This window comes from Halomonas sp. BN3-1 (assembly GCF_003056325.1).
Classification (GTDB): domain Bacteria; phylum Pseudomonadota; class Gammaproteobacteria; order Pseudomonadales; family Halomonadaceae; genus Halomonas; species Halomonas litopenaei.
In genome coordinates, this window is record NZ_PYVV01000001.1 from 409,954 (window position 1) to 421,596 (window position 11,643).

Consider the following 11,643-nt stretch of genomic DNA (forward strand, 5'->3'; position numbering starts at 1 on the left):
GCGCGGTTGTGCTTACGGTTTCCTCCGCTCGGTGTGGCAAAGATCTTCCTTCATCGCCCGATTCGGGCGCAGGTGGTAGCGCCGGCTTGCGCTAGACGAAGGAAGAGTGGCGGGGGGTGTGAAAGGTTGTCATGATGCGGTGCACCAATGGTTAGTGGGCTCATATGTGGTGCTTTGATGTATCGCGCGGCCGCTTCGCCTGGCGGCAGGTGCGGTCTGCCGCGCCTTGGCGCTATGCCTTGGGTGCCATGACAGAAAAAACCATCTGAAAACACGCGTGTACGACGCGTCTTGCAAGGGGAAACCGCATGCAACTCGACGATGCACTGATCGCCATCACCGGCGGAGCCCGTGGACTCGGCCTGGCCATGGCGCACCATCTGGGAAGCCGTGGAGCGCGGGTCGCGCTCATCGATACCGATAACGACCAGTTGGACCAGGCCGTCAATGGTCTGTTCGATGCCGGCATCACCGCCAGAGCCTTTGTCGCCAACGTGGCGGACGAGGCCTCTGTCACTGAAGCCTTTGCGGACATCCGCGAGCACATGGGGCCGCTCGACGGTCTGGTCAACAACGCCGGTATCCTGCGTGACGGCCTGCTGGTCAAGGCGCGCGACGGCAAGGTCGAAAAGACGCTGGGGCTGGACGAGTGGCAGGCGGTCATCGATGTCAATCTGACCGGAGTGTTCCTGTGCGGGCGTGCCGCCGCCGCAGCCATGATCGAGGATGACCGCCGGGGTGTCATCGTCAATATCTCGAGCATCTCGCGCGCCGGCAACATGGGCCAGAGCAACTATGCCGCGGCCAAGGCCGGCGTTGCCGCCCTGACCGTCACCTGGGGCAAGGAGCTGGCCCGTCATGGTATTCGCGTGGGCGCGGTGGCACCTGGCTTCATCGAGACCGAGATGACCGCCTCCATGCGTGACGACATGCTCGAAAAACTGACCGCAGGCGTGCCCCTGCGCCGCCTTGGCGCACCTGCCGATATCGCCGAGAGCGTTGCCTTCATCTTTGACAATGACTACTTCACCGCCCGCGTCATGGAAGTGGACGGGGGGCTGCGGCTCTAGATCCAGGTCTAGGTCTAGCCAAGGGAAGAGGCCGGCCGCCTGGCCGGGTCAGGGCGCCATGAAAAACCAGCATGATCAAAGCTACAAGTTGTTGTTCAGCGAGCCGAGGGTGATCCGAGACCTGCTGACCGGCTTTATCGGCGAAGACTGGATCGAGAAGCTGGACCTCGACTCGCTGGAGCGGGTCAGCGGCAGCTTCGTCACTGATGACCTTCGTGATCGCGAAAACGACGTCATCTGGCGCGCGCGCTTCGGTGATGAGTGGTGCTACGTCTACCTGTTGCTGGAATTTCAGAGCACGGTGGATCGTTTCATGGCGCTTCGCACCATGACCTACGTCGGGTTGCTCTACCAGGATCTGGTCAAGCAGAAACAGCTGACTCGGTCGGGCAAGCTACCGCCGGTTTTGCCTATCGTGCTCTATAATGGAGAGCGTCGCTGGAGCGCGCCTGTCAACGTTCGGGATCTCATTCAGGCAGGACCTGGCAGCCTGGCGCACTACCGACCGGATCTGTCCTTTCTGCTATTGGATGAAGGCGCCCTCGTTGCCGACCAGCAGTTCTCCAGCGAAGCGCGCAATGTGGTGTCGGCCATCTTCCAGCTGGAGCATCACCGGAGTCCCGCAGATGCGGTTGAGCTGATCGGATTGCTGGTGAAATGGTTGCAGACACCAGAGCAGACAGATTTGCGTCGACACTTCGTCATCTGGATCAAGCGAGTACTATTGCCGAACTGGGTGTCAAATGAGGAACAGGGCGGATGGCAGGCCCTGAATGAATTGAGCGAGGTGCACAACATGCTGGCAGAACGAGCCAAGCGGTGGCCTGAGCAGTGGAAGCAGCAGGGGCTGGCGGAGGGGCGTCGGGAAGGGCGCGAGGAAGGACGCGAGGAAGGTCGCGAGGAAGGTCGCGAGGAAGGTCGCGAGGAAGGTCGCGAGGAAGGTCGTCAGGAAGGTCGTCAGGAAGGTCGCGAGGAAGGTCGTCAGGAAGGCAAGCAAGACGTAGCCCGCAATATGATTCAGCGGACCTCACTGGATGACCTGACGATCGCGCAAGTGGCCGAGATTTCGGTAGAGCTGGTCACCAAGCTGCGAGAGGAAATGGAGCGTTCCAACTGATGGTCTATCATGGCCTTTTGGTTGCCTGGAGAGCCCGTTGTCTGAGGTGTTCAGTTGTCCTCACGCCCACAAGCCCTCCGCCGCACAGCGCGGCGGAGGGCTAGGTTGCAGCCGGTGTCTAGCGCAGGCTGATTTCATCCTTCAGCCGAGCGACGGTGGCGTCACCGATGCCCTTTACTCGAGTCAGGTCCTCGATGGTGGTGAAGGGGCCGTTGGCCTGGCGGTCTTCGACGATGGCCTGGGCCTTGCCGGGGCCGATGCCGGGGAGTTCCGCCAGCAGCTCGACGCTGGCCTCGTTGACGTTGATCGGCTCGATACTCAGCCGCTCCTCGGCCATGACTGGCTGTGCCAGCAACATCCAGGTCAGTGCCAGTAGTGCGATGGTCCATAACCTGGACCGCTTGCTTGCGGAAAGGGTACTCGAGTTGTCGTTCATCGATGGATGGCGAACAGCCTGTTGTGCGTTGTGGGTCTGCATCGGACATCTCCTTGCTGTTGAAAGTCGTCTTCATGACGTAGGGGGCTTGCCCCTTCGAGTCCGTTCGACGTGATGCCGTTGGTCTCGTCTTTCACCTTAGGCGCCGAGCGACGGATCCAGTTATAAGAAATTACTTATAAAAATATCAGTGGAATTAGATATTCAGATGAAGCCAGAGGGCCGCGCGGAAGTCGCTTGGGCTGATATACTGCGGCGTTTTGGCGCTCCGGGTCCTGAGTCTCGCGACCGGGCCGGCTTGGCTCACGTCATTCAGGCCGCAGGTGCGCCCTTCGATTCCACTGTGCCGGAGGCCTCCGTGACTACCTCATCGCCCTTGATCATCGCACTCGACTATCCCTCCATGGACGCCGCGCTGTGCATGGCGGACCGACTGGACCCCGAGCGCTGTCGTCTCAAGGTTGGCAAGGAGCTGTTCACCCGCAGCGGCCCCAATGTGCTGGAAGCGCTGCATGGCCGGGGTTTCGAGGTCTTTCTCGACCTCAAGTTTCACGATATTCCGAATACAGTGGCGGCTGCCGTTCAGGCGGCGGCAGAGCAAGGCGTGTGGATGGTCAATGTTCATGCCAGCGGCGGCGCCCGCATGATGGAAGCGGCGCGAGAGCGGCTCGACAGGGAGGGCCTTGCGACCCACCTGATCGCGGTGACGGTGCTGACCAGCATGACCGCCGAGGAACTTGCAGCTACTAATGTTTCGGTTGGCCTGGACGAGCAGGTGGAGCACCTGGCACGACTGGCCAAGGCCAGCGGGATGGACGGCGTGGTGTGCTCGGCGCAGGAATCGGCGCGTCTCAAGGCCGCCTGTGGCGAAGACTTCCTCAAGGTTACCCCGGGCATTCGACCGAGCTTTGCCCAGGCCGGAGATCAGCGGCGGATCATGACCCCGCGCCAGGCCATGGACGCCGGTAGCACGCACCTGGTGGTGGGAAGACCTGTCACTCAGGCAGAAGACCCCATGGCCGCACTCGAGGCGATCGAGAAGGAGCTGAAAGAGGCGTAACCCAGTCGGAGTCGGCTGACCACGATCCTGATCAAGTCAGGCATAAGACCCGATGGCAGCGCTCGAGGCGATCGAGAAGGAGTTAGAGGCCAAGTGACCGCTACTCCCCCTCTATACCGGTGATGGGTTTGGTGGTGCCCCAATTCCTGCATCTTGGGCACTGCCAGTGCAGGTGTTCACCGGAGAAGCCGCAGCGTCGGCAGCGGTGGCGGGGTAGCGCCTTGATCAGCGGCTGGGTGTGCTGGCGCAGCAGGTCAAAACGGGGGTCGCCTTCGCTTGCCTCGCTGCGCTGGTACAGCCCCATCAGATAGTCCACCCCACCCAGGCTCGGCTCCTTCCTGAGCTGTTCGGTGATCAGCGCTATCGCCTCCTCATCACTCCCTCGCACCCGACGTAGCGTCTGCGCCAGCAGCAGCATTACGCTGGTACAGGGATTCAGCTCCAGCAGCCGGTGCAGGTGCGCGATCAGTCCCTCGGCGTCGTCAAGAAGCTGATAGGTGCGTTCCAGCGGCTCAAGCAGCGTCGGGATAAAGTCGGCGTCCTGCTGGGGAATGCGATCCAGATGCTTGAGCGCCTGGCGGTACTGGCCGGTGTCGTGGCACAGCTCGGCCTGGATCAGGTTGGCGCGGATGCAGCGTTCGTCGATGGAAAGCGCCTGCTTCAGGTGCTTTCTGGCGATGCCGTGGCTATTGGATGCTCGCGCCTCTTCGGCCAGTTCGCAGTGCCAGTGGGCAGCGGCCCGACGCAGGTCATCATGGCGTCGGGTCAACTGGGGAACGGCCTCGTCGATCGCCTGCCGCCATTCACCCTCGCGCTCGAACAGGTCCACCAGCAGCCGCTTGGCATGGTGGCGTACTTCGGCGTGGGTTTCTTCCTTGACCAGCCCCTTCAGCAGCCGTTCGGCGCGATCGTGCAGACCCAGTTGCAGAAAGTCCCGGGACAGCTCGAGCTGAACCCAGGCTCCCTGGTGGCCGTCCAGGAAAGGACGTGCGAGCAGGTTCTGGTGAATCTTGACGGCGCGGTCGGCCTCACCGCGAGAGCGAAACAGGTTCCCCAGGGTGACGTGAGTCTCGATGGTATCGCTGTTGACCTCCAACGCAGAGATGAAGGTCTCGATGGCCCGGTCCTGCTGATCGTTGAGCAGGTAGTTCAGACCGACAAAGTAGTCGCGGTGGAGACTTGGGGCGGGGCGTTCTTGCTGTCGACTCTCCCGCCGGCCGAGCGCCCAGCCAATGGCGAGGGCGACGACCAGCAGGCCCAGCAGCAGAAGATCGGGCATTCAGGGAAGTTCCTTCATCTCCTGCACGCGAAGACGATCAAGTTCCTTGCGCTGCTGCTGGTTGTGGCGTTGGGCGCGAGTCAGCAGGGCGCGCAGCCGAATGTAGACGCCGCTCATCGCCAGCATGCCAAGCAGCACGCCGACAGCCAGGGAGGCCAGCAGCCACACCGACAGGGAGGCCTCGGGTAATTCGAACCAGATGAGGTTCAGCGGCAGGGCCTGTTGGTTGTTGGTCGCGAACAGGATACCGATGACCAGTACCGCCAGCAGAATGATGGCCATGATCAGGCCTTTTAGCCAACGCATGTGTGACTTCCCATAGTGAGACAAAGAGAACGGAGAGAGCGGTTGTCAGCGAACTCAGTAGCCCAGCGCACGGCTGGCGTCGACTTGTTCGCGCAACTCCTTTCCGGGCTTGAAGTGTGGCACGAACTTGCCTTCCAGCTCCACCGCTTCACCTGTCTTGGGGTTGCGGCCGACCCGGGGCTCCCGATAGTGCAGAGAGAAACTGCCAAAACCCCGTATCTCGACCCGCCCACCATCGGCGAGGGTATCGGTGATGTCATCCAGAATGAGGCGCACCGCGGCCTCGACGTCCTTGATCGACAGCTCCGGCTGCCGCATGGAGATCTGCTCTATCAGTTCGGACTTTGTCATCGGTTGTCTCCGTGAGTCCCACCTGGGTGTTGAGCGCTGGCCAAGCCAGTGGCGAAGGCCGTATCCGTCACAGCCTCTTGTTTTTAGATAGCATACTTTTCAAGTCTTGAGAAAACAACGCACTACATTCGTGGCAATGATCTTGCGCCGGGTCACCTTCGGGATACGCCCGCGGCTGCCTGGCGGATCGTGCTGCGGTATACTGAGGCCACACATTCCATCCCTGACGAGGTTCCCCTTGGATCAACCGTCTTCCGTGGCCTCCCGCCTCGAGGCCGAGCGCAAACGTCTGCACTGGCACTCCCGCCGTGGCATGTGGGAGCTGGACCTCTTGCTGCTGCCGTTTCTCGAGCATTGCTACGATGAACTCGACGAGGCCGACCAGGCCGCCTATCGCCAGCTGATCACCGAAGAGGACCAGGATCTGTTCATGTGGTTGATGCGCCGCGAGTGGCCAGAAGAGCCCATCCGTCGCCGTATCGTGCAGATGATCGTGGACTATGCCGAGACCAGCGGTCACGGTCACAATCGGGGCCTCTGAGCAGCAGCATCTCTTCCAGGGGGCGCTGGTGGCGACCATCGCGCTGGTCGTCGCCGGCGCCACTCCCTCGCCGGTAGGAGCTGTGCTCACCGCAGCTCTCTGCAGCAGACTGATTCACGCCTACCGCCATCCGCTTCAGGGTCAGCTAAGGTGCCTGGTCGAGAATGAGCCAGCGGCGACAGCTGGGGCAACGCTGGTCGCCGTGGATGACGAGCAGACCGAAGAGGCGGGGCTTTCCGTATGGCAGCGTCGGCAGCGACGCCTTCTGCGCACCCTGAGTCAGACGCTCGTGCGCTGGTGGGGCAAGCCCAGGGCCCCGGTGCCTGGGCGTTGGCAGTGGTGTCCGTTGGCGTCATCTGCGGACAAATCCGTGAGGCTTTATTTGGATGACGCTGACTGGCGCGAGATCGAGCTGACCTGCGAAAGCGTCGGCGCCAGGCTGATCTCCCTGCGCTGGCAGGGGCATACCCACTGGCTGTGGCCCGACTCGATCACATCCGAAGAGCACCGCGTGCTGAGACGCTACCTGCTTGGCATGCCAGTGGCGTTGGGTTCTCAGACGTCAAAACGGCAATGACAGCTGTTGCCTGGCTTCCTGTGGCACCAGGCGCACGCCGACGCCGAGCAGGCGCACCGGGCGGTGGGCGCGTTGCCAGGCCTGGTCGAGCAGCTGGCGGTAGCTGGCGAGATCCGGCTCCAGGCCCTTCGACTCCAGGGTGGTGGTAGTGAAGTCGTCAAAGCGCACCTTGACGAACACACCGGCCAGGGGTGGTCGGCCATTGCGGTCGATGCGCGCCTTCAACTTCTCGCAGAGGGTGACCAGCGCCTGCTGGGCCGCGGCCAGATCCGGCAGGTCCCGGCCGTAGGTGCTTTCGACGCTGATCGACTTGCGTTCGCGCTCCACCTTGACCGGACGCTCGTCGATGCCGCGGGCGAGTTCATAGAGGCGTCGCCCGAATTTGCCGAACTCGTCCAGCAGCTTGTCGATGGGCTGTTCGCGCAGCTCCTCGCAGGTGGTGATGCCCAGTGCGTCCAGGCGGGCGGCGGTGGCGGGCCCCACGCCGTGAAGCTTGCGCACCGGCAGGGCCAGCACGAAGCTTTCTACCTGGTCGGGTGGTATCACCGTCAGCCCATCCGGCTTGTCCCAGTCGCTGGCGATCTTGGCCAGGAACTTGGACGGTGCCGCCCCCACCGACACCGTGATGCCGGTGCGCGCCAGACACTCCTCCTTCAGCCAGCGGGCCATCCAGGTGGCGCTGCCCTTGAACCCCTCGACATCGCTGACGTCCAGATAGGCCTCGTCCAGCGACAGCGGTTCGACCAGTGGCGTCAGCTCATGGAAGATCGCCTGAATCTGCCTCGACACCTCGCGATACTTGTCGAAGTCCGGCGGAACCAGCGTCAGTTCGGGGCACAGGCGAAGCGCGCGGGCTGTCGGCATCGCCGAATGGATGCCGAACTTGCGCGCCGGATAGTTGCAGGTGGTGATGACGCCACGGCCCTCGCGCGCGCCGCCCACCGCCAGTGGAATGTCCCGCAGGGCGGGGTTGTCGCGCATCTCGACCGCGGCGTAGAAACAGTCGCAGTCGGCATGCAGAATCTTGCGTACGGGTGCAGGCATGGGCGGGCAGGTGCTGGCACGACGTCGGTGAAAACGGCGACTAGCCCAGGGCTTGGCCGTTGCCACCGCGAATGACCCCAACCCCGACGCCCTCGATATCCAGGCTGTCGCGACGCAGGTCCAGGGTGATGGGCGCGAAGTCGGGGTTCTCGGCCTCCAGGGTGACCTGATGGCCGTCACGCTGGAAGCGCTTGACTGTCACCTCATCCTCCAGGCGTGCTACCACGATCTGGCCGTTGCGGATGCGCTCGGTGCGATGCACCGCCAGCAGGTCACCCTCCAGGATGCCGACGTCCTTCATCGACAGCCCGCGCACGCGCAGCAGATAGTCTGCGCGCGGGGTGAAGTAGTCCGGCGGCAGCGGGCAGTAGCGGTCGATATGCTCGGCGGCGAGGATCGGGCTGCCGGCGGCGACCTCACCGATGATCGGCAGGCCCTGCGAGGGACTGGCTTCCTGGGGCGACTCGTTGGCGGCGCCGGAGTCTGCCTCCTGGGCCGGCAGGCGGATGCCGCGAGAGGTGCCGCGAATCACGCGAATCGCACCCTTGCGCTCGAGCGCCCGCAGGTGCTCTTCGGCAGCATTGGGGGAGCGAAAGCCCAGGGCGCGTGAAATCTCCGCGCGGGTGGGCGGGTACCCCAGCTCGTTCATGGTCTTGACGATAAAGTCATAGACGTTTTGCTGGCGAGGGGTCAGGGGACGTGTCATGCGGCCTCCCACGGGCGGCGATGGAACAGGGTGGCTTGGCGGCGGCTTGCTGCCGACGCTTGCCAGTGCTGAGGGCGTCAATGCTCGCCCTTGGGGAAGTGTACAGTATGGATGTACATCCAGTAAAACCGCGAAAGCCCAGGAATAGTGTGCCAGGGCACTGGTGTAGTGGGCCGCCGCCTGATGCATTCGTTTGAAACAGGGTGGAGCCAGGGTTGATTGTGCGAGAAGGGCGGCTCCCTTACACTCAAGCCAGTATTCAAACAATTGTTTCCAACTGCCCTTGACAAGACTGGACGGAGCCCGCGAATGGCCCAGACCGATACCGTGACGCGCATCCTGGACACCGCCGAGGTGCTTTTCGCCGAACGCGGCTTCGCGGAAACGTCGCTGCGCAACATTACCGGCAAGGCCAAGGTCAACCTGGCCGCCGTCAACTACCACTTCGGCTCCAAGAAGGCGCTGATCCAGGCGGTGTTCTCCCGCTACCTTGATCCCTTCTCCGATCGCTTTCATGCCGCCATCGATGAGCTCGAGCGCGGCTACGGCGATCGCGTGATTCCGCTGGAGGTGCTGCTCGAGACCATGGCCCGCACCGTGCTCGAGGTACCGGCCGAGCGGCACAGCCTCAAGGTGTTCATGCGCCTGCTGGGGCTGGCCTACAGTCAGGCCCAGGGGCATCTGCGTCGCTATATCCAGGACCAGTACGGCACCGTGTTCACCCGTTTCGTGGCGCTGGTGCGCAAGGCCACGCCGGAGCTGCCGGACTCCGAGCGCTTCTGGCGTCTGCACTTTGCGCTGGGCACCGTGATCTTTACCCTGTCGGGGCTCGATGCCCTGCGCGACATCGCCGAGAAGGACTACGACGAGCACGTCTCGGTGCGCGATCTGGTGCGCCGCATGATGCCGGTGGTGGTATCGGCGCTGAAGGCGCCACTGCCGGAGCCGGCGCCGACGATGCCAGCGGCGACGCGCGAGCCAACTGCATAAGCCGAAAAGGGAGTCAGGGTCATGCGAACCCCGCAACTGGCAGCGCTTCCCCCCAGCGAGGGCGTGTGGGTGGAGGTCGACACCGCCCGTCAGCAGCTGACGCTGTGGCAGGGCGAAGCCCCCGCCTGGCAATGCCTGGTGTCCACCGGTGCTGCCGGTACGGGCCAGCAAGAGGGCAGCGGCCAGACCCCGCTGGGCTGGCACCAGATCCGTGCCGCTATCGGTGAGGGGCAGCCCGCGGGCTGCGTCTTTCGTGGCCGTCGGCCCACCGGTGAGGTCTACAGCGAGGCGCTAGGCCAGGCCCAGCCAGAGCGCGACTGGATCCTGACCAGAATCCTCTGGCTCAGCGGACTGGAGCCGGGCTTCAATCGAGGCGGCGACGTCGATTCCCTGCGCCGCTATATCTATTTTCACGGCACTCCGCCGGACAAGCCCATGGGGGTGGCCGACTCCCATGGCTGTATTCGGCTGCGTGACGACGACCTGTTGCGGCTGTTCGACGAAGCCACGCCCGGTACCCCGGTGTGGCTGCATGACTGATCACGTCCACTGATCAAGCCAATGCAGACGTCAGTAAAGGCGTCACTGAGCGAAGTCCTCGTCGGCTCAGGCTTCGTCGAGCCTGGACTCCTCAGGTCAGGATTCGTCATGCCTGGATTCATCAGTCCGGGGCTTGGTCAGATGACGTTGCCCAATTGGAAGATCGGTAGATACATCGCCAGCACCAGGCCACCCACCACCACGCCCAGCACCACGATGATCAGCGGCTCCAGGAGGCTTGTCAGGGTGTCGACGCGATCGTCCACCTCGCGCTCGAAGTGGTCTGCTACCCGCGTCAACATGCTGTCCAGTGCGCCGGCTTCCTCGCCGATGGCCACCATCTGCAGCGCCAGTGGCGGGAAGCGCCTGGTCGCCCGCATCGCCAGGTGGAGTCGCTGGCCACTGGCGACTTCGGTCTGCACTGCCGCCACCGCCTGGCGGTAGACGTCATTGCCGCAAGCACCGGCGGCGGTCTTCAGCGCTTCCACCAAGGGCACGCCCGCGGCGAAGGCGGTGGCCAGGGTGCGACAGAAGCGTGCCACCGAGGCCTGTTCCAGGATCGTCCCCACCACCGGTAGCCTGAGCGCCAGGCCGTGAGCGGCGAAGCGCGCCCTGGCCGAGCGCTTGATCCACCATCTCGTCGCACCGGCCATCACGCCTGCACTTCCCAGCAGCACCAGCCACCATTGCTGGGCGAACTCCGAAAGCTCGATGGTCAGGCGAGTCAGCGGGGGCAGGCTTGCCCCGACGCCCTCGAACATCTGTTCGAACTGGGGCACCACCTTGATCAGCAGGATGGCGCTGACCGCGATGCCCACCGCCACCACCGTTGAGGGATACCACAGCGCCTTGCGAACCCGCGCCTTCAATCGCTCGCGCTTTTCCAGGTGGCCGGCCAGACGCTCGAGCATGCGGTCCAGCGTACCCGACTGCTCACCGGCGGCGACCAGATTGACGTACAGCGCATCGAAGGTGAGCGGGTGGCGGGACAGTGCCTGGGCCATGCTGGCCCCGGCGCTGACGTCCATGCCCAATGCCTGAACGACTAGCCGCATGGCTGGCTTTGAAAGGCTTTCGCCCAGCACGTGAAAGGCCTGCAACAACGGCACGCCGGCGGTCAGCAGGGTCGCCAGCTGGCGCGAGAACAGGGTGAGATCCCGGGGCGATATCTGGCGCTCGAAGCGCGCAAGCGTGCCGCCCTGGCGCAGCTTGCGCGGGATCACACCAAGCTGATGCAACTGGCGTTGGGCCTCGGGACGGCCGGTTGCCAGCAGCACCCCGCTGCGCCGCTGGCCCTGGCGATCCTCGCCTTTCCAGTGCCAGCACCTCTGGCTCGGATGCTGGGGGGCGGAACGGCGTGCACTGCGCAGGTGGTCGCGTGACCCGCTTGACCCGTTTGACCCGGCTGAAAGGTGGCTGTGGCCAGCGTGGGAACCCGATCCGCCGGAGGCAGAAGAGGTTGGCTCCCCCGTCGTTGCATCAGGGGTGTAGCCACCTACCTGCCCGGGGGGCCCAGGAGGAGGGGCTGGCGAAGAAGACGACAGGGACGAAGAGGCAGGCGGAGCCGTCGAAGGCGAACGATGACGAAAGGGCACGTGTCGGTGGACTCAAATGGTGGAGGGAAGG

At 63.7% G+C, this 11,643-nt stretch carries 14 protein-coding genes; 7 read left to right on the forward strand and 7 right to left on the reverse strand.

The features are described 5' to 3' along the window. Nucleotides 1–308 precede the first annotated feature (308 nt). Nucleotides 309–1,070 (forward strand): SDR family NAD(P)-dependent oxidoreductase, encoded by a 762-nt coding sequence (locus C9F12_RS01775; RefSeq protein WP_108447763.1) that lies wholly within the window; start codon nucleotides 309–311, stop codon nucleotides 1,068–1,070. 58 nt (nucleotides 1,071–1,128) lie between these two features. Continuing rightward, complete coding sequence (locus tag C9F12_RS01780) at nucleotides 1,129–2,187, forward strand: Rpn family recombination-promoting nuclease/putative transposase (protein WP_108447764.1); 1,059 nt, start codon at nucleotides 1,129–1,131, stop codon at nucleotides 2,185–2,187. A gap of 118 nt (nucleotides 2,188–2,305) precedes the next feature. On the opposite strand, the gene C9F12_RS01785 is transcribed toward C9F12_RS01780, so the two are convergent. Next, nucleotides 2,306–2,665 carry a ComEA family DNA-binding protein gene (locus C9F12_RS01785; protein WP_345840253.1) on the reverse strand — a complete coding sequence of 120 codons (360 nt, stop codon included), beginning with the start codon at nucleotides 2,663–2,665 and terminating at the stop codon, nucleotides 2,306–2,308. A gap of 316 nt (nucleotides 2,666–2,981) precedes the next feature. On the opposite strand from C9F12_RS01785, the gene pyrF reads away from it, so the two are divergent. Next, complete coding sequence (pyrF, locus tag C9F12_RS01790; RefSeq protein ID WP_114447129.1) at nucleotides 2,982–3,683, forward strand: orotidine-5'-phosphate decarboxylase; 702 nt, start codon at nucleotides 2,982–2,984, stop codon at nucleotides 3,681–3,683. Between the two features lie 100 nt (nucleotides 3,684–3,783). Here pyrF and lapB read toward each other — a convergent pair whose 3' ends face one another. The 3 genes from lapB to C9F12_RS01805 are packed head-to-tail and all read right to left on the reverse strand — an operon-like array spanning nucleotide 3,784 to nucleotide 5,619. Continuing rightward, complete coding sequence (gene lapB / locus C9F12_RS01795) at nucleotides 3,784–4,962, reverse strand: lipopolysaccharide assembly protein LapB (protein WP_108447766.1); 1,179 nt, start codon at nucleotides 4,960–4,962, stop codon at nucleotides 3,784–3,786. Beyond that, nucleotides 4,963–5,268 (reverse strand): LapA family protein, encoded by a 306-nt coding sequence (locus tag C9F12_RS01800; RefSeq protein ID WP_045994572.1) that lies wholly within the window; start codon nucleotides 5,266–5,268, stop codon nucleotides 4,963–4,965. It abuts the gene before it with no gap. Between the two features lie 54 nt (nucleotides 5,269–5,322). Then, the gene (locus C9F12_RS01805; RefSeq protein ID WP_045994571.1) at nucleotides 5,323–5,619 is read right to left on the reverse strand and encodes an integration host factor subunit beta; all 297 of its coding nucleotides are present in this window, start codon (nucleotides 5,617–5,619) and stop codon (nucleotides 5,323–5,325) included. Between the two features lie 238 nt (nucleotides 5,620–5,857). Here C9F12_RS01805 and C9F12_RS01810 point away from each other — a divergent pair, with 238 nt between their 5' ends. Both C9F12_RS01810 and C9F12_RS01815 read left to right on the forward strand, forming a co-directional pair. After that, on the forward strand, nucleotides 5,858–6,160 hold the full coding sequence (locus C9F12_RS01810; protein WP_108447767.1) for a succinate dehydrogenase assembly factor 2: 303 nt from the start codon (nucleotides 5,858–5,860) through the stop codon (nucleotides 6,158–6,160). Nucleotides 6,161–6,188: 28 nt separating this feature from the next. Further along, on the forward strand, nucleotides 6,189–6,737 hold the full coding sequence (locus C9F12_RS01815; protein WP_162816362.1) for a hypothetical protein: 549 nt from the start codon (nucleotides 6,189–6,191) through the stop codon (nucleotides 6,735–6,737). Here the strand turns inward: C9F12_RS01815 and dinB are convergent. Beyond that, the gene (dinB, locus tag C9F12_RS01820) at nucleotides 6,723–7,781 is read right to left on the reverse strand and encodes a DNA polymerase IV (RefSeq protein WP_108447769.1); all 1,059 of its coding nucleotides are present in this window, start codon (nucleotides 7,779–7,781) and stop codon (nucleotides 6,723–6,725) included. The genes C9F12_RS01815 and dinB overlap by 15 nt on opposite strands. 40 nt (nucleotides 7,782–7,821) lie before the next feature. Beyond that, nucleotides 7,822–8,487, reverse strand: a complete 666-nt coding sequence (lexA, locus tag C9F12_RS01825) for a transcriptional repressor LexA (protein ID WP_108132779.1) — start codon at nucleotides 8,485–8,487, stop codon at nucleotides 7,822–7,824. A 309-nt stretch (nucleotides 8,488–8,796) separates the two neighbouring features. Between lexA and C9F12_RS01830 the strand changes: the two genes are divergently transcribed. Together C9F12_RS01830 and C9F12_RS01835 are read left to right on the forward strand one after the other, a co-directional pair. After that, entirely contained in the window at nucleotides 8,797–9,477 is a 681-nt protein-coding gene (locus C9F12_RS01830) for a TetR/AcrR family transcriptional regulator (RefSeq protein WP_108447770.1), read from the forward strand. A gap of 21 nt (nucleotides 9,478–9,498) precedes the next feature. Beyond that, the gene (locus C9F12_RS01835; protein ID WP_108447771.1) at nucleotides 9,499–10,017 is read left to right on the forward strand and encodes a L,D-transpeptidase; all 519 of its coding nucleotides are present in this window, start codon (nucleotides 9,499–9,501) and stop codon (nucleotides 10,015–10,017) included. 137 nt (nucleotides 10,018–10,154) lie between these two features. On the opposite strand, the gene C9F12_RS01840 is transcribed toward C9F12_RS01835, so the two are convergent. Beyond that, nucleotides 10,155–11,294, reverse strand: a complete 1,140-nt coding sequence (locus C9F12_RS01840; protein ID WP_240184131.1) for a type II secretion system F family protein — start codon at nucleotides 11,292–11,294, stop codon at nucleotides 10,155–10,157. Between the last annotated feature and the right edge of the window lie 349 nt (nucleotides 11,295–11,643).